Origin of the sequence: Thermosipho affectus (assembly GCF_001990485.1) — a bacterium.
In the GTDB taxonomy this organism is placed as follows: domain Bacteria; phylum Thermotogota; class Thermotogae; order Thermotogales; family Fervidobacteriaceae; genus Thermosipho; species Thermosipho affectus.
On record NZ_LBFC01000006.1, the window covers coordinates 153,034 to 174,468 of the forward strand.

The 21,435-nt window shown below is 32.1% G+C and carries 22 protein-coding genes; 2 read left to right on the forward strand and 20 right to left on the reverse strand.

Annotated elements, in window-relative coordinates:
* Nucleotides 1-9: 9 nt before the first annotated feature.
* From XJ44_RS02310 to leuS, 16 genes are all read right to left on the reverse strand, one after another.
* On the reverse strand, nucleotides 10-1,248 hold the full coding sequence (locus tag XJ44_RS02310; protein WP_077197930.1) for a glucose-1-phosphate adenylyltransferase: 1,239 nt from the start codon (nucleotides 1,246-1,248) through the stop codon (nucleotides 10-12).
* Between the two features lie 11 nt (nucleotides 1,249-1,259).
* Nucleotides 1,260-2,375, reverse strand: coding sequence for a glucose-1-phosphate adenylyltransferase subunit GlgD (gene glgD / locus XJ44_RS02315; RefSeq protein WP_075665454.1), 1,116 nt, complete (start codon nucleotides 2,373-2,375; stop codon nucleotides 1,260-1,262).
* 8 nt (nucleotides 2,376-2,383) lie between these two features.
* Entirely contained in the window at nucleotides 2,384-3,100 is a 717-nt protein-coding gene (gene deoC / locus XJ44_RS02320) for a deoxyribose-phosphate aldolase (RefSeq protein WP_077197931.1), read from the reverse strand.
* Between the two features lie 11 nt (nucleotides 3,101-3,111).
* Nucleotides 3,112-3,561, reverse strand: a complete 450-nt coding sequence (gene smpB / locus XJ44_RS02325; protein ID WP_075665456.1) for an SsrA-binding protein SmpB — start codon at nucleotides 3,559-3,561, stop codon at nucleotides 3,112-3,114.
* Between the two features lie 10 nt (nucleotides 3,562-3,571).
* Nucleotides 3,572-3,853 carry an Asp-tRNA(Asn)/Glu-tRNA(Gln) amidotransferase subunit GatC gene (gene gatC, locus XJ44_RS02330; RefSeq protein WP_077197932.1) on the reverse strand — a complete coding sequence of 94 codons (282 nt, stop codon included), beginning with the start codon at nucleotides 3,851-3,853 and terminating at the stop codon, nucleotides 3,572-3,574.
* On the reverse strand, nucleotides 3,840-4,067 hold the full coding sequence (gene csrA, locus XJ44_RS02335) for a carbon storage regulator CsrA (protein WP_075665458.1): 228 nt from the start codon (nucleotides 4,065-4,067) through the stop codon (nucleotides 3,840-3,842). Before csrA ends, gatC begins: the two co-directional genes overlap by 14 nt.
* A gap of 9 nt (nucleotides 4,068-4,076) precedes the next feature.
* Nucleotides 4,077-4,508, reverse strand: coding sequence for a flagellar assembly protein FliW (fliW, locus tag XJ44_RS02340; protein WP_075665459.1), 432 nt, complete (start codon nucleotides 4,506-4,508; stop codon nucleotides 4,077-4,079).
* 5 nt (nucleotides 4,509-4,513) lie between these two features.
* Nucleotides 4,514-5,278 (reverse strand): alpha/beta hydrolase, encoded by a 765-nt coding sequence (locus XJ44_RS02345; protein WP_075665460.1) that lies wholly within the window; start codon nucleotides 5,276-5,278, stop codon nucleotides 4,514-4,516.
* 1 nt (nucleotide 5,279) lies between these two features.
* The gene (locus XJ44_RS02350; RefSeq protein ID WP_075665461.1) at nucleotides 5,280-5,678 is read right to left on the reverse strand and encodes a SoxR reducing system RseC family protein; all 399 of its coding nucleotides are present in this window, start codon (nucleotides 5,676-5,678) and stop codon (nucleotides 5,280-5,282) included.
* Nucleotides 5,679-5,688: 10 nt separating this feature from the next.
* Nucleotides 5,689-7,299 (reverse strand): DAK2 domain-containing protein, encoded by a 1,611-nt coding sequence (locus tag XJ44_RS02355; protein WP_077197933.1) that lies wholly within the window; start codon nucleotides 7,297-7,299, stop codon nucleotides 5,689-5,691.
* 13 nt (nucleotides 7,300-7,312) lie between these two features.
* A complete protein-coding gene (locus XJ44_RS02360; RefSeq protein ID WP_075665463.1) occupies nucleotides 7,313-7,642 on the reverse strand; it encodes an Asp23/Gls24 family envelope stress response protein in 330 nt (109 codons plus the stop codon).
* Complete coding sequence (gene dxs / locus XJ44_RS02365) at nucleotides 7,611-9,458, reverse strand: 1-deoxy-D-xylulose-5-phosphate synthase (RefSeq protein WP_075665464.1); 1,848 nt, start codon at nucleotides 9,456-9,458, stop codon at nucleotides 7,611-7,613. The genes XJ44_RS02360 and dxs overlap by 32 nt, the downstream gene beginning before the upstream one ends.
* A 10-nt stretch (nucleotides 9,459-9,468) precedes the next feature.
* On the reverse strand, nucleotides 9,469-10,743 hold the full coding sequence (gene serS / locus XJ44_RS02370) for a serine--tRNA ligase (protein WP_077197934.1): 1,275 nt from the start codon (nucleotides 10,741-10,743) through the stop codon (nucleotides 9,469-9,471).
* 5 nt (nucleotides 10,744-10,748) lie between these two features.
* Nucleotides 10,749-11,789, reverse strand: coding sequence for an S-methyl-5-thioribose-1-phosphate isomerase (gene mtnA, locus XJ44_RS02375; protein WP_075665466.1), 1,041 nt, complete (start codon nucleotides 11,787-11,789; stop codon nucleotides 10,749-10,751).
* Nucleotides 11,790-11,860: 71 nt separating this feature from the next.
* The gene (locus tag XJ44_RS02380) at nucleotides 11,861-12,847 is read right to left on the reverse strand and encodes a peptidyl-prolyl cis-trans isomerase (protein ID WP_075665467.1); all 987 of its coding nucleotides are present in this window, start codon (nucleotides 12,845-12,847) and stop codon (nucleotides 11,861-11,863) included.
* A gap of 14 nt (nucleotides 12,848-12,861) precedes the next feature.
* Nucleotides 12,862-15,333 carry a leucine--tRNA ligase gene (gene leuS / locus XJ44_RS02385; RefSeq protein WP_077197935.1) on the reverse strand — a complete coding sequence of 824 codons (2,472 nt, stop codon included), beginning with the start codon at nucleotides 15,331-15,333 and terminating at the stop codon, nucleotides 12,862-12,864.
* 86 nt (nucleotides 15,334-15,419) lie between these two features.
* Here leuS and XJ44_RS02390 point away from each other — a divergent pair, with 86 nt between their 5' ends.
* Both XJ44_RS02390 and XJ44_RS02395 read left to right on the forward strand, forming a co-directional pair.
* Entirely contained in the window at nucleotides 15,420-16,100 is a 681-nt protein-coding gene (locus XJ44_RS02390; RefSeq protein WP_077197936.1) for a 16S rRNA (uracil(1498)-N(3))-methyltransferase, read from the forward strand.
* Nucleotides 16,101-16,115: 15 nt separating this feature from the next.
* Nucleotides 16,116-16,475 (forward strand): hypothetical protein, encoded by a 360-nt coding sequence (locus XJ44_RS02395; RefSeq protein WP_077197937.1) that lies wholly within the window; start codon nucleotides 16,116-16,118, stop codon nucleotides 16,473-16,475.
* Between the two features lie 6 nt (nucleotides 16,476-16,481).
* Here XJ44_RS02395 and XJ44_RS02400 read toward each other — a convergent pair whose 3' ends face one another.
* Genes XJ44_RS02400 through XJ44_RS02415 form a run of 4 tightly spaced genes read right to left on the reverse strand, consistent with a single transcriptional unit; the run spans nucleotide 16,482 to nucleotide 21,431 of the window.
* Nucleotides 16,482-16,913 carry a GNAT family N-acetyltransferase gene (locus XJ44_RS02400; protein ID WP_077197938.1) on the reverse strand — a complete coding sequence of 144 codons (432 nt, stop codon included), beginning with the start codon at nucleotides 16,911-16,913 and terminating at the stop codon, nucleotides 16,482-16,484.
* Nucleotides 16,914-16,922: 9 nt separating this feature from the next.
* A complete protein-coding gene (locus tag XJ44_RS02405) occupies nucleotides 16,923-18,431 on the reverse strand; it encodes a M50 family metallopeptidase (RefSeq protein WP_198927371.1) in 1,509 nt (502 codons plus the stop codon).
* Nucleotides 18,400-19,788 carry a GGDEF domain-containing response regulator gene (locus XJ44_RS02410; RefSeq protein ID WP_077197939.1) on the reverse strand — a complete coding sequence of 463 codons (1,389 nt, stop codon included), beginning with the start codon at nucleotides 19,786-19,788 and terminating at the stop codon, nucleotides 18,400-18,402. The genes XJ44_RS02405 and XJ44_RS02410 overlap by 32 nt, the downstream gene beginning before the upstream one ends.
* On the reverse strand, nucleotides 19,785-21,431 hold the full coding sequence (locus XJ44_RS02415) for an HD domain-containing phosphohydrolase (RefSeq protein ID WP_143608964.1): 1,647 nt from the start codon (nucleotides 21,429-21,431) through the stop codon (nucleotides 19,785-19,787). The genes XJ44_RS02410 and XJ44_RS02415 overlap by 4 nt, the downstream gene beginning before the upstream one ends.
* Between the last annotated feature and the right edge of the window lie 4 nt (nucleotides 21,432-21,435).

Below are 21,435 nucleotides of genomic sequence, written 5' to 3' on the forward strand. Positions count from 1 at the left end.
AAAACCCTCCTATATATACTCTCCTGATGGTACATCTTTATTAACTATCTTATCATTTCCCACTACACAATTTTTTCCTATTTGTACTTTGTTTTCTATAACACTATCCATACCTACAACAGTTATTTCAGAGTTATAAATCTTTTTATTTAATTTACTTTCTGAAAAATTACCTACTCCAATCTTTACACCATCCCCAATAAAGACATTTTCCGCAACAATTGCATTCTCAATCACACAATCATCACCTATCTTTACTCTAGACATTATAACGGAATTTTTCACAACAGTTCCTCTTCCTATCTCTACACCTTGTGCAAGTACTGAATTATAAACATCTCCGTAAATTTCACAACCTTCACTGATCAACGAATTTTTTGTTTTGGAATCTTTTGAAATATAAGCCGGTGGCATTTCCTCAGAATGTGTATAAATCCTCCAATTTTCATCATGAATGTTAAACGGTGGAATAGGTCTGGTAAGTTCCAAATTAGATTCCCAATACGAATATATAGTTCCCACATCTTTCCAATATCCTTCAAAAGGAAATGCAAAAATTCTCTCTGTCTCTAAAATCTTTGGGATAATATCTTTCCCAAAATCATGAGAACTATTCTTATCCTTTGAATCTTTTATTAATATCTCTCGAATAAAGTTCCATTGAAATACGTATATACCCAAAGATGCCAATGTAGACTTTGGTACCTTTGGTTTCTCCTGAAACTCCACTATTCTATTTTCCAAATCTGTAACCATGATTCCAAATCTGCTTGCCTCAGAAAGTGGTACTTCCATACAAGCTACGGTGGCTAATGCACTTTTAGCTCGATGATAATCAACAAGCTCATTATAATCCATAGAATATACGTGATCACCAGATAATATTAACACATAATCTGGACTATAACTATCCACAAATTCTATATTACTATACACTGCATCTGCCGTTCCTTTATACCAAACACCGATTTCTTCAGTGGAATATGGTTGGAGTATGGTAACCCCTCCATCCTTCCTATCCAAATCCCATGGTTTTCCTATACCAATATGTCTATTTAACAAATGTGGTTTATATTGCGTTAGCACTCCAATCTTGTATATTCCAGAATTCACACAATTACTTAGTGTAAAATCTATTAATCTATACTTCCCACCAAATTGAACAGCGGGTTTCGCAATTTTTTCAGTTAACACACCTAACCTTGTTCCTTGCCCACCAGCTAAAATTAACGCAACAACATTTTTCACAAATTTCACCCCTAAATCGTTGTTCTCTTTTCCAAAATAACCGGTTCAAAGTCTCCTATAACCTTCTGCCCTTCTCTTATTAAACAATCTTTATCCATTATTGCATTCTTTACAACAGCCCCTTCTTCAATTACCGTACCTTGCATAATAATGGAATTTTCAACTTTTGCACCAGCCTTAACAATAACTCCCCTAAAAATAACGGAATTTTCTACCATACCTGAAATTATACATCCATCTGCAACTATGGAGTTCTTTACACTTGAATTTGCAGTAAACTTTGCCGGTGGAAAATCTTTTATTTTAGTGTATACCTTACCATTTTCGTAAAAAAGTTCATCTCTAACATTTCTATCACAAACAATATCCATATTTATTTTAAAATACTCTCTTACTCCCTTCTTTATATTTCTCCAATATCCCTTAAAATCATATGCATAAACGTTCAATTCATTAATCCGAGGTAGTATAACATCTAACAACAAATCATTTCCACCGTTTGGAACAGTAGAATATAAAAGTTCCATTAGAAGGTGTTTATTCATAAAATAGACTCCTAAAAACGCCTTTCTACTTGGTGGATTTTCCACCTTTTCGTGAAAGTGAAGTATTCTCATATTATCATCCACAACAACACTTCCGTATTCCCTCATATCATATGAATCATCTAAATCTTTAGTTACAAGGGTAATATCTGCTCCCTTTGAAAAGTGATAAAGGTATAAATCATTATAATTCATCTTATAAATATGATCACCAGAACCTATAAGCACATAGTCTTCCTCACCACGTCTTAAAATAGTCATATTTTGAAATATTGCATCAGCCGTCCCTTTATACCAATATTCTCCCGAAAAACCTATATACGGTTGTAAAATAAAGAGTCCACCTTTTTTTCTATCCAAATCCCATTCTTTTCCAGAACCAAGATGATCCATTAAACTTCTTGGGTTATATTGAGTCAATACTCCCACCTTTATTATCCCTGAGTTTACCATATTACTTAATGTAAAATCTATAGACCTGTATTTTCCTCCAATTGGCAACGCTGCACTTGCCCTTTTATATACCAAAGGCCCCAACTTTTCGCTTTTTCCCCCTGCAAGGATTAAGCCCAAAACCTTCAAAATTTCACCTACTTTCTAACAATTGAAACACCTGAACTCGTTCCAATACTATTTGCTCCCGCCTTGATCATCTTTATTGCATCTTCAAAAGTCTTTACACCGCCAGATGCCTTAACACCCAAATTACCAACTACCCATCTCATTAGATTTACATCTTCTGCCTTTGCACCAGCTGTACCAAAACCCGTAGAAGTTTTTACAAAAGATGCCCCTGCTTCTTTTGAAATAACACATGCGACAATCTTTTCCTCATCTGTCAAATAACAAGTTTCAATAATAACTTTTACAGGCTTTTTTGAAGCCTCAACAACAGCTTTTATATCTTGGTATACATATTCGTAGTTTCTACTCTTTAAATAACCAATGTGTAAAACCATATCTATCTCGTCAGCACCTTCTTCCGCAGCAATTTTTGCTTCATATGCTTTTGATTTAATAGAAGTTGCACCTAAAGGAAAACCAACTACCGTTACAACTTTAACATCCGTCCCTTTTAATTGAGCACTTACGAGCGGAACAAAGGAAGGATTCACACATACCCCTCTAAAATTATACTCTTTTGCTTCATCACACAATTTTTTTATTTCTTCTTCTGTAGTAGTGGCCTTCAAATTTGTATGTTCAATATATTTATTAACTTCTTCTACCTTTATATCTTTCAATTCAAACTTATAACTTTCGTGAAACTCCTTAATCTTATCCTCTATTAATTTTTCCAAATTCATCTTTTCACCCCTTATCTATTTCTTTTTAAATATTCTTGAATTTTCCTATTAATTTCTTTTTTCTTTATATCTTCCCTTTTATCATATTTTCTTTTACCTTTTGCAACGGCTATCTCCACTTTTACCAAACCCCTATTGTTAAAATATATCTTTGTTGGAATAATTGTTAAACCTTGTTCTTTTACTTTTCCAATTAATCTATGAATCTCCTTTTTATGTAGAAGTAACCTTCTTGGTCTTTCCGGATCGTGATTGTTTAAGTTACCATTTCTATATTGAGGAATATTCAAATTTAGTAAAAAAACTTCTCCTTTTTTAATTCTACAAAAACTATCTTTAAAATTTGCCCCCGATTCACGTAAAGATTTTACTTCCGTCCCTCTTAATTCTATACCAGCTTCATATGTTTCCAAAATATTGTAGTCCGAATATGCCTTTTTGTTAGTTGCAATTACTTTCATCTAAACCCTCCTATTTGTGAATACCAGGTACCTTTAAATAATTGTTTTCCCTTTTTGGGAAATTATTTCTTATTAATTCCGCATCTTCAAAGTCTTTCCTATTTCTCTCAGAAAGTTTGTATCTTTCTTCAATTGGTGTATACATAGGTTCTACTCCTTCTGTATCTACTTCATTTAACAATTCAAAATAATCCACAATTTTTTGCATTTCCTCAATAAATTTTTCTTCGTTGGAAATCTCAAGACGTGCAAGAAATGCAATATCTTTAACTAATTTTTTATCTATCGTCAAATCTCTTCACCTCCGATATATCTTTTAAATTAAAATCTATTGCCTTTTTATTTTCCATCCTTATCTCATCATACAGTTCTCGTCTCAATACTCTAACAGACTTTGGCGCAGTTATACCTATTTTTACTTCCCCACCATCTACCTTCAAAACCTTAACTTCAATATTATTACCAATCATTATACTTTCACCTATTTTTCTAGTCAAAACAAGCACAAAATCACCTCATTTTTCCAAAGAAGCTAATTTATGTTTAGTACTGTACTTATCCACATCTAAAATTATTTGTTTTCCCTTCCCATTTTCAAGATTTATAACAACGGGCGCCAGTAAATTCACCGTCGTTTCTTTTGGGTTTCCATGCGGTATTGTCAAAATAACCCAAACTGCAACCCTTTCTCTATCTTTTATTTCAAGTTCTTTTACATCTTCAGAAGAAATTTCAAATTCATAATCTTTATACACTAACCAAGGATCCATAATGGGGAAAGCCACATTTTCATCTTCAAGGGATACAAGCCACATTATTGGAAGCGTATCTTTAAGGGAAATCACGGAAAATTTTCTTAAATGCTCAAAACCAGGTAACCCATTTTCAAATAGAATAACTTCTTTTTCCTCTATATCAAGTTCTCCCAACTTGGTTTTATACTTCAAATTATTCACCTCTTTTCATACCATTCAAAGATCCTATTGTAAAACTCTTCACTCCACTCCTCATCTTCAAATATTTCATGATAGGCTCCCTCAAATCTAATTAATTTCTTATTTTCCTTCATAATCTGAAGATTGTTAAAGAATAAATAACTACCTTGTGGTGGCGTAACTCTATCATTTGTACCAACTAACATTAATGTGGGAGTGTAAATTATTCCAACTTTTTCATGTGCAAGCGCTACATTTTTCAATATACTCCTTGCAAGCTTAACACTAATTTTATCGTGAATCAATTCATCCTCCACGTATTTCTTCACCGCTTCTTCATTTCTAGATAAATTTTCAGGAGAAATTCCATTTGAAAGCGTAAAAGAAGGGTAAAAAAGTCCAAAAACAGAAAGTAATAACTTCTGTGAAAAAGAAGTCTTTACATACAACGCAGGTGATGAAACAACTAAAGATTTTATTCTATTCAAATTCTCTTGAGCATATCGTATAGAGATAAGCCCACCAAGACTATGTCCGAAAATATGAAATTTATTGAGATTTACAGTAAGTTCATTTATCACCATCATTACTTCCTCAATGGAAGTATGTCCTCTTTTTCCTGAACTTTTTCCATGTCCTGGTAAATCAAAACCGATTACACCATACCCTTTATTTACCAATCCATCTATTAATTTTTCATATCTTCCAATATGTTCTCCTAAACCATGAACAACGACAACCCATCCCTTTTCTGGAGTACCCCTAGTAAATGAATATATCACATTATCCCCCCTTGATGTGCCGCACATCTAAAATAACAGGTTTAAACCTTTTATCCAAAATTTTGTTAATTAAAAACGCAATGCCCATAAATCCAATGCCAATAAAAAAACTAAACAAGTCTGAAAGCTTTAAAAAAGCACCTAACCCCACTCCTAAAATTAATAAAATCACGGGAAGTCCATACAACATAAACGCCAGAAACGTAGGCTTATACTTCAAATCAAGTATTACAAAATCACCTGGAAAATAGTCAAATTTTTCGTCTTTCTCAACTTTCAAAGTAGAAACACTTTTTACATTACAACTTCCAGATAAAGCACACGCCCCACAAGCACTCACATCTCTATCAAGATATATATATTTTCCCTCAATTTTTGAAATTCTAAACAATTCCTTCATTTTACCTCACCTACTCAACTAAAATTAAAAATGGATAATGCACTTGTCCTCCCTCATATGTCTCAATTTCCAAAAATGAATACTTTTCCTCAATAAACTTTTTAAAAATATCCAATTCAACTGGTGTTGCCTCTTTCCCAACGATTAAAGTAACTATTTCCTTTTCATCTATGTCCTCTATTTTCTCAAATGTTTTTTTCAAAGCAATTTGAAAGTCAAAATCATGCACAACAAATTTATTATTCAAAAAAACTAAGTATTCATCCTTTTTTATTTTTTCTCCTTGCAATTTCGCATTTCTAACCGCCCTAGTTATAGATATAGTTGAAATTTCCTTTATTGTCTCTTTAAATATTTCAAATAACCTCTCAGGAGATTCATCTGGTACATTTCTTATCATCGCCGCTATACATTCTTGTACGTTTTTGGTTTCAACAACATAAACGTTTTTATCTTTTGTCGTTTCCGCAACTTGCTTTGCCGCCAGTATTATATTTGAATTATTTGGAAAAATAAAAACATTTTCAGCATTTACACTTTCCACTGCAACTTTTAAATCCGCAGTACTGGGGTTCATGGTTTGCCCACCTAAAACTATCTCATCAACTGCTAAATCCTTTAATATTCTTGAAATGCCATCACTGGGCGAAACTGCAACTATTCCGTTCTTTTTTGGTTCTCCTTGTTCTTTTGATATAAAATGTTCGTGTTGTTCTTTCATGTTATCTATCTTAACCTTTAACAATTCACCTTTAGTTAAAAATTTTTCAATAACAACTCCTGGATTATTTGTATGCACATGTAATTTGATTATATTATCTTGCAAGAAAAAGACCACAGAATCTCCCATTTCATGCAAAAAGTCTCTTAACTCTTTTTCTTCTTCATAAGAGATATCATCATATGAACGAACAATAAGTTCTGTACAATATTGGTACTTTAAATCCTCTGGAATCATATTAATCTCATCTACGGGCATCGCCGTAGTTTTTATATCTAAATTAATATCTGTTTCACCATTAATGTATTTTGAAAAACCTTCTGCTATATAGTATAATCCTTTGGCACCAGCATCAACCACTCCTGCATCTTTTAATTTTTTCAACATATTAGGCGTATCTTTTACCGCAGAATCCAATATTTCCAAAACCTTCTCAAAGAATGTTTTAAAATCCTTTTGTTCTGAAAGTACCTCAAAATTTTCCGCCAAATACCTTATGGCAGTTAATATTGTACCTTCAACAGGCTTCATAACAGCTCCATACGCCACATCTTTTGCAGAGCTAAATGCCTGTGCAAAATCAACAATATCAACCTCACTCTTATCCTTTAGTGCATCGGTAAAGCCCCTAAATATTTGTGATAATATAACACCAGAATTACCACGTGCTCCCATCAATGTCCCATTTCGAATGGCATTTATAACATTATCTAATGTTTCATTATCTACATTTTCCAAATACTTACAACCTTCTAGCATTGTTGCTGACATATTAGATCCTGTATCTCCATCTGGTACAGGAAAAACATTTAAAGCATTTATTTCATCCTTGTGCTTCAACAAATTTTCTGTTCCTTTCATAAACAGAAGTTTTAACTCTTTCCCATTTAATTTATTCAAGGCACAAACCTCCTTATTTTACATCTATTACATGAACATTTACCTCAACACTTTCACAACCAGCCAAATTTTGCAACTTGTGTTTTACATTTTCGATAATATTTCTCCCAACCTCAGAAATTTTCGTACCGTACTCTAATTCAACATACGCATCTACTTTAACATGACCAAATTCATCTTCTTGAATTTTCACACGACTTTCTTCACTACTTAATATCTTTGAAAACCAACTATCTGACGAAATACTAACAGGTCCATAAGTCTCAAGTATCGCAAAATAAACAAGTTTTCTAATAGCATTCAACGTAATATCAAGTTCTCCAAATTCGGTTTGCATCTTCATATATACTCCTCCTCTCAAAAACCTCTTTTATCCTTTCTTCAATGCCGTTTTCATCTAACTTTAACAATTTCAACAATTGCTTCCTAGTACCATGCGTTACAAATTCATCCTCAATGGCTAAAATTTCCACTTTTCCAAAGTTTAACAATTCTTCTCCAAAACCTCCGGCTTTCACACCTTCCTCAACTGAAAAAACCACTCGATGATTTTCAAACACCCACTCTATTACTTCTTCATCAACTGGTTTAATACTTCTTGCAAAAACGAGTGTCCAATTATTTTTCTTTGCAACATTTAACGCGCCCATTGTTGGATAACCTGTTGCAACAATTGCAACTTCCTTCCCAAAATTAAGAATTTCCCATTTATCTAAATCTATCATTTTTATTTTATCATATAACTCTTCAAATTTTCCAAATTCATAATCACGGGGATATCTAATTGCAACAGGTCCCGATAATTCTTTATTTAAAAGTGTATATAAAGTGCCCATCAAATCCTGTATATTCTTTGGAGCATATATTTTCACATTTGGAATCATTCTCATGTAAGCTATATCAAAAACCCCATGATGGGTAGGACCATCTTCACCTACCACGCCTGCCCTATCAATTGCAAAAATTACTGGAAGTTTTTGAAGTGCAATATCATGTATTATTTGATCAAATCCCCTTTGTAAAAAGGTCGAATACACGGCAAAAATTGGCTTTAATCCAAGTGTAGCTAGTCCACCAGCAAAAGTAACACACATTTGTTCTGTAATACCAAGATCAAAAAATCTTTCTGGAAATTTCTTTGCAAATTCAAAAAGTCCTGTACCCTTTTTCATCGCCGCAGTAATCGCTACTATCTTTTCATCTTTTTCGGCAACCTTTGCAAGTGTTTTTCCAAAAGCTTCACTATATGAAATTATCCCACTTTCTTTTACAAAGGTCCCAGATGAAATATCAAATTTGGCGGCACTGTGATACATCTCTGGATCTAATTCGGAAATTTCAAATCCTTTTCCCTTAACCGTATTTACAGTTATAACAGAAGGATATTCATAATCTTTGATCCTTTTAAATTCATCTTCCAATTCCTTTAAATTATGTCCATTAAGTGGTCCAAAGTGCTTTAATCCTAAACTTTCAAAGAAGTCCTCACCAGTCAATGAAACCTTTAATGCATCCCTTAATTTTTTTAATTCTTTTTCAACACCCTTTGAAAGTCTACTTTTCATCGTCTTTTTTGCATCTAAATAAATTTTACTAGTTCTCATTTTTTCAAGAAAGTGCGACAATGCACCTACATTTTTGGATATAGACATGGAATTGTTATTAATAATTATCTTTATCTTTGAATTTAACGTCTTTATTTGATTTAGCGCCTCAAGTGATTCACCTGAGGTAAGCGCTCCATCTCCAATTACAACAAGCACATTTGAATTTTCTCCATTTAATTTCAGAGCCTTCTCAATTCCAAGAGCTGCAGCAATAGCAGTTCCAACATGTCCTGCACCAAATCTATCGTACTTTGTTTCAAATATATTAGTATATCCACTCAACCCTCCAAACTTTCTAATAGTGGGGAAAAGCTCCCACCTTCCCGTTAAAAGTTTGTGAGTATATGTTTGATGACTTGTATCCCAAATTATATAATCTCTGTAAGGATCAAAAACTCTGTACAATGCCAAAGTCAATTCTACAACTCCTAAATTTGAAGCAAGATGTCCACCATTTTTCGAAACAACTTCAATTATGTAATTTCTTATCTTTCCTGCAAACTTTTCTAAATCCTCATAATCTAATGATCTAATATACTCTATATAATTCAAACTATCACCTTCATTTAATTATTTCAACTCCCATATACGGTACTAATGCTTTAGGTACTGTAATAGAACCATCTTCATTTTGATAATTTTCCAATATTGCCACAAGAGTTCGTCCCACTGCCAATCCTGATCCATTCAATGTGTGAACAAAATGTAGTTTATTATCCAAACCTTTATACCTTATATTAGCCCTTCTTGCTTGAAAATCTGTAATATTACTACACGATGAAATTTCCTTGTAATCGTTGTAAGACGGCAACCACACTTCAATATCGTAGGTTTTTGCCGATGCAAATCCTAAATCTCCACTGCAAAGATTAACAACTCTGTATGGTAATTCTAGTAATTGCAAAATTTTTTCTGCATCTCTTGTAAGTTGTTCAAGTGCATCAAAAGACTCGTCTTCATTTGTAAACCATACCAATTCCACTTTATCAAATTGGTGTTGCCTTATCATTCCTCTTACGTCTTTCCCATAACTTCCCGCCTCTCTTCTATAACAAGAAGTATATGAAACATATTTTTTTGGCAAATCTTTTCCACTCAAAATTTCGTTTGCGTGCAACGCGGTCAACGGGACCTCAGCCGTTGGAATCAAGAATAAATCATCTTTTTTTGTATTATACGCTTCTTCCTCAAATTTTGGTAATTTACCCGTCCATATCATAGTCTCTCTTCTAACAAGATGTGGAACCCACACTTCCGTATAACCATGCTCATTTGTATGTACATCAAGCATAAATTGAACTAATGCCCTTTCCAACTTTGCTAAAAGACCATACATTACGGTAAAACGTGCACCACTCAATTTAGCTGCCCTTTCAAAATCGAGCAATCCAAGTTCTGGTCCTATATCCCAGTGTGCTTTAGGTTCAAAATCAAATTTCCTGGGTGTTCCCCATCTTCTCACTTCTACATTTTCCGTTTCGTCTTTCCCATATGGTACACTTTTATGTGGAATATTTGGAAGTTCAAGTGAAAGATTTTTTATTTCCTCTTCCAATTCTTTTTGCTTTTCACTTAATCTTTTAATTGTATCACCAATTTCCTTACTCTTGTTTATTACACTTTTTACTTCTTCTTCTTTTTCTTCAGACTTTAGTTTAGCAACCATTTTAGATAGTTCATTTCTTTTAGCTTTTAAATTATTAACCTCCGTTAAAATTTTTCTCCATTCTTTATCTATTTCTACAATCTTATCTATTATATCTTTATCCATTCCTCTCTTTTCCAAAGCATCATAAAATATCTCAGGGTTGTTTCTCAAAATTTTTATATCCACCATCCAAATCACTCCTCAAAAAGTTTTTTCAAATTTTTCTCATACGGCGGATAAACTACGCCCTTTTCTGTAATTATAGCCGTTACCAACTCTGCATCGGTAACATCAAACGCAGGATTAAATACTTTAACATTGTCTGGTGCAATTTGTTTTCCACCGCAATGTGTAACTTCTGTATGTTTTCTCTCCTCAATTGGAATATCCTTACCCGTTTTTGTATTTAGATCAATTGTACTCGTTGGTGCAGCAACATAAAACGGTATACCATGTCTTTTGGCCAAAACTGCAACCATATAAGTTCCTATTTTATTTGCAACATCCCCGTTTGCTGCTACTCTATCCGCACCCACAATCACTGCATTTATCTTTCCTAGTTTCATAGACCATCCAGACATATTATCACTTATCAACGTAACGTCTATACCATCTTTCATTAATTCCCATGCGGTCAATCTTGCACCTTGTAGGTAAGGCCTTGTCTCATCGGCAAAAACTTTAATTTTCTTTCCTTGCTCCACAGCGGCTCTAATAACTCCTAGTGCTGTTCCATAATCCACAGTCGCAAGTGCCCCAGCATTACAATGAGTTAAAACTGTATCACCATCTTTCAACAATTCTGCGCCGTATCTTCCTATAGCTTTATTAACCTCTATATCTTCTTTTGCAATATTTAATGCTTCTTCTTCGAGAAATTCAAGTAATCCTTGGGGTTTCCCAAACCCTATTAACGCTTTTTCCATTCTATCCAGTGCCCAAAACAGATTAACGGCAGTTGGCCTTGTATTTGCAAGTACTTCACGCACCTTTTTCATATTTTCAATAAATTTATCAAAATCTTTATCAAACATTTGTCTTGCCCCAAGCACATATCCAAAAGCAGCTGACGCACCGATTGCAGGAGCTCCCCTCACAATCATCTCTTTAATTGCATATGCTACCTCCTCATATGTTTTACAATGCATATATTCCTCTTGAAGTGGTATTTTCCTTTGATCAATCAAAATTAACTCATCACCTGTCCATTCCATTGTCATAGTCTTTAACTTCATATACAAACCTCCTTTATTTTTTCATTTATTAAATTATAACATATTTAATAAAAATGGCCCCGTTTGGGGCCTTATTTTACTTCGTAGTATATTTCTACCTTACTTTCATCCTTAAACTTCTTAAATTCGTTCTCAATAAAATTAGACCAGATAACTGACTTTTTGTTGTTTAGTAACTCTTTAAAAATATCTTCTTTTACATCTTCAAAACTTTTCGAACGCATAGGCATAATTTTTAACACTTTAAATACATAGAACTTATCTTCCACATTGATTGGACCTAAAATTGCTCCCTCTGATGCATTCTTTATATACATCCACAATTTTTCTGGAAAGATTTTTCCTTCTGGTAACCCTTCATAATGGTAGTCATTTAGCTTCAACTCTTTTGCCAGTGAATCAAAAGATTCACCTGAAATAATCCTATTTTTTACATCTTTTGCAAGTGACTTACTTGAAAAATTAAATATATAAATATCGTACTGAGTTGGAGTAGAGTATTTTTCTATATTTTTTTCATAATAATCCTTTGCTTCACTTTCTGTAACCGTTGCATCTTTTGCGACGAAATTAAACAAATTTTCAATAGATAAATTTACAAGCGTATTAAAGTACATCTTATTTTTAAAATCCTCAAGTGTACCCATATTTGCATATTGAAGGTACACATTAAACGTCTTCTCATCTATCCCCTGCTTTTTCAAATAATCTGCAAGTTGCTTATCAATTAAAGCCCTTACTTCTTCTTCACTGGGTCTTACATTGTATTTTTCTGCAAATTGAACTATTAAATACTTATCTATAAGTTGTTCTAAAACAGCTCTTTTGTATCTAAGTATAAGTTTTACTCCTTCTTCTGTATTGGAAAGCACGTTAAAAAACGTTTGATCAACCTGACTTATACTAACCATTAACTTTTGCACATCTGCAACACTATTTAACATTGAAAGTGTGATTTCTTCACCATTTACCATCGCAACTGTTGAAGTTGCAGGTAATTCTTCAGAAATAGCTATTACAGAGAAAAGCACTAAAAAAATAAAAAGAAATTTTTTCATAAATTCATCCTCCCTCATTTAACAACAATATTGAGCAACTTATTTTTCACATAAATTACCTTTACTACATCTTTCCCTTTTAAATATGAAGAAATTTTTGGATTCTCAAATGCTAATTTCTTTATATCCTCTTCATTTGTATCAACTTTTGCAAGTATTTTTCCCCTTACTTTTCCGTTTATTTGTATGATAATCGTAACTTCATCGACTTGCAAAGCGCTCTCATCATAACTTGGCCATTTTTCATTCACTATTAAAGTTTCGTTTCCCAAATCATGCCAAATCTCTTCTGCCATGTGTGGTGCAAATGGTGATAAAATGAGTGTTAATTTTTCCACTAATTCTCTAAGTAACGGTAGATTCAATTCCCTTGATTTATTCAAATATTCAGACAAACTATTGTTAAGTTCCATCAAACCAGCTATAGCGGTGTTAAATTTAAATCCTCCTTCTATATCTTCTGTTATTTTCTTAATTATTCGATGCAACTTTCTTCTCAAATCTTTCTCCGATTTATCTTTTAATTGGATATTTTCCGCTTTAACATCCTTTATTTTTGGCAAAATAGAATAAACATTGTTCCACAACCTCTTTAAAAATCTATTTACACCTTCTATTCCCGCATCACTCCATTCCGCATCCTTTTCAGGTGGAGCCATAAACAATATGTACGTTCTTAGAGTATCTGCACCATATTTTTTAATCATTTCATCTGGCGAAACCACGTTCCCCTTTGACTTACTCATTTTCCAACCATCTTTGTAAATCATTCCTTGCGTAAACAGGTTCTCAAATGGTTCTTCAAAGTCCAAATAGCCCAAATCGTGGAGTACTTTTGTAATAAACCTGGAATACAATAGATGTAACACCGCGTGTTCCACTCCGCCAATGTATTGATTAACAGGCATCCAGTAATTTACATCTTCTTTATCAAACGGTTTATCTTCAAGCTTTGGATTTACATATCTTAAATAATACCAAGAACTATCGACAAACGTATCCATAGTATCCGCTTCACGTTTTGCAGGTCCACCGCATTTTGGACACGTGGTATTTAAAAATTGTTCATCCAATGAAAGAGGAGATTGACCTGTTGGTAAAAATTCCACATCTTTTGGCAATTTTACTGGTAAATCTTTCTCTGGTACGGGAACAACCCCGCATTTTTCACAATACACAACGGGGATGGGTGCACCCCAATACCTCTGTCTTGAAATAAGCCAATCCCTTAATTTGTATTGAACACTTCTATTACCAATACCTTCTTTTTCAATGTATTCTATTATCTTTCCAAGTGCTTTAGTACTTCTTATTCCATCAAAAGGACCTGAATTAACCATAACTCCTTCTTCTTCATAGGCTTTTTCCATCTTACTAGCATCTATCGAACTTTCTGGATTGTCAATAACTACCCGAATGGGAAGATTATATTTTTTTGCAAAATCAAAATCTCTTTGGTCATGTGCAGGAACCGCCATTATCGCCCCGGTACCGTATTCGTATAAAATATAGTTTGCAACATAAATAGGTATTTTTTCTTTTGTTACAGGATTAATTGCATACCTTCCAAGGAAAAATCCTTCTTTTTCTGCTTCAAGACTAGTTCTTTTAAACCTATCTTCAAGCGAAACCTTTCTCAAAAATTTAGAAAGTTCTTCCTTTCTATCTTCTGTAACCAATGTTTCTACCAAAGGAGATTCAGGTGCAATAGCCATGAATGTTACTCCCCAAAGGGTGTCTGGCCTTGTTGTGAAAATCTTTATTTTCATATCCAAACCATCTACGGGGAACTCTATTTCAGCACCCGTACTTTTACCAATCCAATTTTTTTGCATCGTTTTTACATTCTCCGGCCAACCTTCCAATTTTTCTAAATCATTCAATAACCTTTCTGCATAATCTGTAATCTTAAAATACCATTGCTCCAAATGTTTCATTGTGACTTCTGTTCCACATCTTTCACACTTCCCATCCACTACTTGTTCATTTGCCAAAACAGTTTGACAACTTGGGCACCAATTAACCGCTGCCTTCTTTTTGTAGGCTAAACCATTTTCATACAACTTTAAAAAAATCCATTGGGTCCATTTGTAATAACTTTCTGTACATGTAATAACTTCTCTAGCCCAATCATAACTTATTCCAATCTTTTTTATCTGGCTTTTTATTATTTCAATATTTTTAAAGGTCCATTTCTCTGGATGGATCTTATTTTTTATTGCTGCATTCTCAGCGGGCAATCCGAAGGCATCGTAACCAAATGGATGTAAAACATTATACCCTTTCATCCTTTTATACCTTGCTACAATATCACCAATCACATAGTTTTTCACATGACCTACATGCAATGTACCAGAAGGATACGGAAACATAACTAGGTTATAAAACTTTTCCTTTTCCGAACGCTGAGGGGTTTCAAAAACCTTTTCTTTATCCCATATTTCCTGCCATTTTTCTTCTATTTTACTTGGAATATACTCTTTCATGGAATCCCTCCTCTTTTATTTTCATTTTAATTTTATTATACTATAAATATAAACACTTAACAAATAAGATGTGAAGAGGTGAAAAGATGCCTAACATATTTTTTGGATATAAAGACAAAGAAAAATTCATATTTGACGAACATGAAACAAAACATTTTAAAACCATTAGAGTTAAAGAAGGTAAAATAATAAAGTGTACAGATGGAAAGGGAAATAAATATACTGTAAAAATTGAAAAAATTGAAAAAAAGAAATCTTTTGGAATCATTTTAGAGTCTAAACATATAGAGAAATTACAAGAAAAAAATTTAATATTATTTGCGCCATCTGGAAAATGGGAAAGACTTAGATGGTTAATTGAGAAATCAGTAGAATTGGGAGTTGATAAAATATACATTACTAAAACCAAATACTCAAATAGAAACTACACAGAAAAACCGGAAAAAATCGAACTTGTTATTAGAAACAGTGCAAAACAATGTACAAGAGTTTATTTTCCAGATTTTAGATTCATAACGTTTGATGAAATTCCAAAGTATGCAACACAAAATACTTTCTTTTTGGATCTTTCAGGTGAAAAAATACCGGAAAAATTTGATTCGAACATATCTTTCATTGTTGGTCCTGAAGGTGGCTTTTCACCAAAAGAAAAGGAGTTTTTAACCAAAAACTTCAAATCTATTTCGTTAGGAAAAAAAATACTGAGATTTGAAACTGCTGCCTTTGTATTCCTCAGTTTTGTAGCGATCAAATTAAACAAAATTTAAAAAGGGGGTGGTTATATGATTAAAGGTGAAAAAGTTTATTCCTATGTAAAATTTGAACATGAAATTGAACCCACCTACAGAGAAAAAATAGCTCTTGCAAAAAAAAGATCAAAAGTAAAGGAAATCCTCTTTGAAACTCTAAAAATTTTGCTTTCAAAAGTAGATGGAATATTTGAAAAATTAACACCAGAGGATGTATACCTTGACGGTAAAAACTTAAAATTTTCTAAAAAATGGCAGGAAGAAATTGAAAAATTTTCAAAAAATAGTGATCTGAACGCCATTATACAAAGAATTACAGAATCAGCCATACATAGAATTAAAAAAATAGAAAATGATGAAAACACGGATTATTTCAACATAAAAACAAAATGAGCGGCATTAACGCCGCTCATCTTTTAACAATCCATACACGTATATATCAAAGTACCTTCCCTGACTGTATTTTGCTTTTCTTAAAACACCTTCTTTTACAAATCCAAGCTTTTCCAATAAATAAATAGATATCTCGTTGTATTCATACACTTCAGCTGTCAACCTGTTTAAATTCATTTCATCAAATGCATAATCTATAGCTTTTTTCAATATAACCTTTCCATACCCTTTTCCTCGCATATCACTCTTTACATAATAAGTTATATACGCATTTCTATTAAAATAGCGCACATTAAAAGTTACAAAACCAATAGGAATACTTTCAAAAAAATTCAAAACCACCCTTCGTGGAATATCTATAATTCTTGTTTCAGAAAAGTATTTTAAATCATCACTTTCAATTTTTAACAACTCTTTATCTGATATTTCCATTATCATATTTTCACCTTAAAAGAATCTTGTAAAATCTGCAAACATAAAATAAAACGCAAGTGCCATTAATACAAAAAAACCAATTGTATGGACTATTGCTTCAATTTTTCTATTAACCTTTTTTCTTGTTATTATCTCAATTAAAGAAAATACTATTCTCCCACCATCTAGCGCAGGCAAAGGAAGTAAGTTAAAAATACCTAAATTAAGCGTAAACAATGCAACCACTGTTAAAATAGTCTCCCATCCCGCTTTTGCAGCTTCACCTACTATAACCGCAATACCTACAGGCCCTGCAACTTGATTTACACCTTTTCCTAAAAACAACTTTCCAAACGCTTTCCAAATGGTTTTTGCAGCTGAATTACACCTTTGGATGGCCAATGAAACAGCATCAAATAAATTTTTAGGTTTCAAATATTTCTGTTCTTGTTTGAAAAATCCAGGAGTAGTAATCAACTTTGAAAAATCTTCTCGTTTCATGTTTAATTTTTTTTCAATTCCATCTCTTATTACAACAATTTCTAAATTATCCTCCAAGGGTAGCAACTTTGTCTTTATTTTATTTCCCCAAATATCTATATACATTTGGTTTTGTTTTAGCCCTAACCTTGAAACAAGGTTCAAAAGTGAAACATAATCTCTTATTTCCATAGAATTTACTTTAACTATTCGATCACCTGTACGAAACGGTGAAATATCTTTACTAATAACAGACTCGAATCCTGCATAATAAAAACCTATTGTAGGTCTTTCACCTACAAAAGAATAACTTACAACAACTCCAGATAAAGTATTTCCAAAATTATCTTCTAATTCAATAAATTCTCCATTTTTCAATTGCAAATTCACACCAGGAGTAAATCCATTAATCTTTTTCAAACTTCCTTTTATATCACCGTACACATCATCTAACACAAATATATATTCAGGCGGAGTAATACGTGGTGGAATAGAGATGGTAATTACTTTATCGTCTCTTAAGACTTGAAATTCCACAACCTTTCCCTTAGAAATTTGTTCACTAACCTCTATAGAATCAAACACCCTTTTTCCATTAACTTTCAAAATTACATCTCCGTCTTTCAAACCATATTCGGCAGCAGGAGAATTATCAATAACCTTTCCCACAGTAACAGCAGGAACTCCCCAATTAGTAACTATAGGTATAAATAGTATATAAGCAGCAAGTATGGAAAATAAAGGTCCTGCAAAAGCAATTAAAAGTCTTTGCCAAGCTGGTTTTGCATAAAGTCCATCTTCTACTTCTTCATCAAAGTCCTCACCTTTTAATCTAACATATCCACCAAAAGGTATTATATTTATTCTAAACAAAGTCTCCTTAAACTTCTTTCTTAAAAGAGCCGGGCCAAAACCAATTGAAAATTCCAAAACACCCACTTTGAAAATTTTTGCAAATAAAAAATGTCCAAACTCATGTACAACAACGACAAACATAAAAACCAAAACAAAAGAAACAAACGTTAAAATACTAATCACCTCCGCATATTTGATTTTTTCCATTTCTTTTCGCCTTATAAAGATTTTTATCTGCTTCTTTAACGAAAGCCAACATAGACCTTTTTGGTTTACAACACACCCCAGCACTAAATGTAACTATATCAATCCCAAGAGACGACCAATTAAACTCTCTAACCTTATTTAAAACTCTTTCTAAAACGTGTTTTGCATCTCTACATTGTGTGGAAGGAAAAATAACAAGAAACTCTTCACCACCATACCTTCCAACATAATCACTATCCCTTAAATTTCCACTTATTATACCCGCAACTTTTTTTAAAACTTCATCTCCTTTAATGTGTCCATACTTATCATTTACTTTTTTAAAGTCATCTATATCTATCATAGCAACTGACAAAGGAATCTTTTGCCTCAAAGACATACGAAGTAATTCATTTAATTTTTCCATTATAAACGCCTTGCTGTAAACTTTAGTCAGCGCATCTTTCTCTATTTTTGACTTACTTAAGTTATACTCGTTCAAAAGTTTTGCAACCAAAGATAACGGTTGAACAGCTGTAGATATTAAATTGTAAAATTCATTTTTTCTTTTCACACCTTCAAGTAGTAAAACTGCTTGTTCATTACCCTTATACGCTAAATTGATGGTGATAAATTCCTTTAATTCTCTCCCTTGATTGTTGTAATTTCCATTATAATACCAGTTTAAAGAAGTTACAGGCTTTTCAAATGCCGACATTAAGATATCTTTTACATTCTGTTTATTAAAGAAATCATCATCACCAGAAAATGAATAAACTCTTGCATTTTCAATATTTAAAATCAAAACATGTAAAGATATGATTCCAAAGATTTCATTCAAAAGAAAATAAATTCTCTCAAATAAATATCTTTCATCTTCTAGATATTCTAAAAAACTATATATCTCGGAAATAAATAACTCATTTCTCAAACTCTCTTCAAGAATATCTAGAAGATCTCTAAAAGATCTCTTTTTCAAATTAAAAACTTCATAATTTAATTCTAAATGATAATCATTATCCAAAAAATTCTTTAATTCACTTAAAATTAACTCTCTATCAATAGATTTTTTCAAATAAAGATCTACACCACTTTTAATTGCCCAAAATTTATTTATAGTCTCATTTTCCGCAGTTATAATAACTATACCTACGTTTTTAAATTGCGGATATGAACGTATAAAACGTGCTACGTGAATTCCGTTCATTTTGGGCATTGTATAATCTACTATTACTACATCTGGAAGAATTGAAAAAAATTTATTCAAACCATCTAAACCATCAACTGCAACTTCTACCTCACAACCTAATTTACCTAACTCAAACTTAAAAAATTCCCTCCAAAGTTTACTATCATCAATAACAAGTACTTTCTTCACAAATTTCTCTCCTTTACTATTTCTTTTAACTTCTTCACTATTTTACCATCAAATTTTCCATTTTCTACGTCTTTTTCTAACAAGACAAATATATCTTCAACTTTAAACCCCTTTATTTTCATAGTATAAAATGCATCCACAACTGATATTATCCTACTTTCTATCGGAATTTCTTCATATTTTAAACCAAGATATCCATTCCCGTCACACCTTTCATGATGATACAAAACAATATTTGCTATATCTTTAAAAAATCTAAATCTATTTAAAAGTTCATAACCATAACTGACATGTTCTTTTATCTTATCTAACTCATCTTTAGTTAACCTACCAGTTTTTTTTAATACTCTATCACTAATCATTATTTTCCCAATATCATGCAAAATCGCCGCTTTCCATGTTTTCTCAGGATTTACTCCAAATTCCTTTGCAATCTTTTTAGAAAGCTTTGCAACTACCTTTGAGTGTTTCTTTCCTACTCTTTCATCAACACTCACCGCAAAGAATTCTAAGACCTCAAAAAACATCTTATTAAAATCATTTTCAAGTACTTTTAAAATCAAAAAATTACCAAAAATCTTCCCAAAAATATCAACATACTTTGGTAAATTCAAATTCTCTGAAACAAATGAATCTAAGCATATTGCACCCATTCTTTCATTTTCAACATATATGGGAATAACATACAAAGATTTTATCTTATCACTCCCTATTTCTTTAAATTTTTCGCTAAAACCTTCCTTCTTATTTAACTCTCTTAAAATATCACCTTTTACATATCCTTCGTACTTTAGTGCTAAAACATTGTCTTCATTGCTAAATTCAAATTCCTTTAATTTTTCATCATATCCAAATTGTGCAAAATACTTGTATTTTTCGTTTTGTTTTAAAATAATGCTTCCCGCATTTACGTTTTTAAATAAGGAAATTATCTTTTCTAAAATAAATTGAGCTATATTTTCCACACTATCTTTTGGATTTATTTTTGCTAAAATCTCGTATATGGAAATCAAAAATTTATTAAGTTCTTCTACTTCTTTTTTTGACTTTTCGATATCTTCCATAGATTTCAAAATTTCCTCTTCATTCTCTATAACAACCTCTTGTAAATAATTTATACTCCTTTTTATACTTTCAAATTCCTCAAATTCCATATCCTCCTCAATTGGAGAATATTCAAGATAATTTTGAAAATAATTTAAACTTCCCTCAATTTTTGCCAATTTATTAGTTATATTTAAAGAATCTTTGTAAACCGTTCCTCGTAAATTAAAAAACATTAAAAAATATATTATAAAAAACAAAAACGAAAGAATTAAAAATATTAAAATTTCAAAGGATATATCTTTAAAAACATATATCACTTTTCCAGCATATTCAAAACTTGAAACCACGGAAAATAGTCTTTTTTCCCTAACAGGTGTTACAAACAAATTATTCCCACTTTTTTCTTCTAAAAATTTAAATAACGATTTATCGCCTTCTTCTAACTCACTTACAAGTATTTTGGATATTATTTCCACATTGTTTTTTTCAATATAAAATAGTAAAATTAGAGTTGAGATGGTAAATATTAAAAATAGAAAAATCAAAAGTAAAAAATTTTTTCTTAGATTTAAGAGGAAAAAATCAGAGATTTTCATACTA

Excerpts from the sequence above, each read along its gene's own strand:
- deoC (WP_077197931.1), bottom strand. The coding sequence starts at position 3,100 with ATGAATTTGGAAAAATTAATAGAGGATAAGATTAAGGAGTTTCACGAA.
- smpB (WP_075665456.1), bottom strand. The coding sequence starts at position 3,561 with ATGAAAGTAATTGCAACTAACAAAAAGGCATATTCGGACTACAATATT.
- XJ44_RS02350 (WP_075665461.1), bottom strand. The coding sequence starts at position 5,678 with ATGAAGGAATTGTTTAGAATTTCAAAAATTGAGGGAAAATATATATAT.
- XJ44_RS02360 (WP_075665463.1), bottom strand. The coding sequence starts at position 7,642 with ATGAAGATGCAAACCGAATTTGGAGAACTTGATATTACGTTGAATGCT.
- serS (WP_077197934.1), bottom strand. The coding sequence starts at position 10,743 with ATGGTGGATATAAAAATTTTGAGAAACAACCCTGAGATATTTTATGAT.
- mtnA (WP_075665466.1), bottom strand. The coding sequence starts at position 11,789 with ATGAAGTTAAAGACTATGACAATGGAATGGACAGGTGATGAGTTAATT.
- XJ44_RS02380 (WP_075665467.1), bottom strand. The coding sequence starts at position 12,847 with ATGAAAAAATTTCTTTTTATTTTTTTAGTGCTTTTCTCTGTAATAGCT.
- leuS (WP_077197935.1), bottom strand. The coding sequence starts at position 15,333 with ATGAAAGAGTATATTCCAAGTAAAATAGAAGAAAAATGGCAGGAAATA.
- XJ44_RS02390 (WP_077197936.1), top strand. The coding sequence starts at position 15,420 with ATGCCTAACATATTTTTTGGATATAAAGACAAAGAAAAATTCATATTT.
- XJ44_RS02395 (WP_077197937.1), top strand. The coding sequence starts at position 16,116 with ATGATTAAAGGTGAAAAAGTTTATTCCTATGTAAAATTTGAACATGAA.
- XJ44_RS02400 (WP_077197938.1), bottom strand. The coding sequence starts at position 16,913 with ATGATAATGGAAATATCAGATAAAGAGTTGTTAAAAATTGAAAGTGAT.
- XJ44_RS02405 (WP_198927371.1), bottom strand. The coding sequence starts at position 18,431 with ATGGAAAAAATCAAATATGCGGAGGTGATTAGTATTTTAACGTTTGTT.
- XJ44_RS02415 (WP_143608964.1), bottom strand. The coding sequence starts at position 21,431 with ATGAAAATCTCTGATTTTTTCCTCTTAAATCTAAGAAAAAATTTTTTA.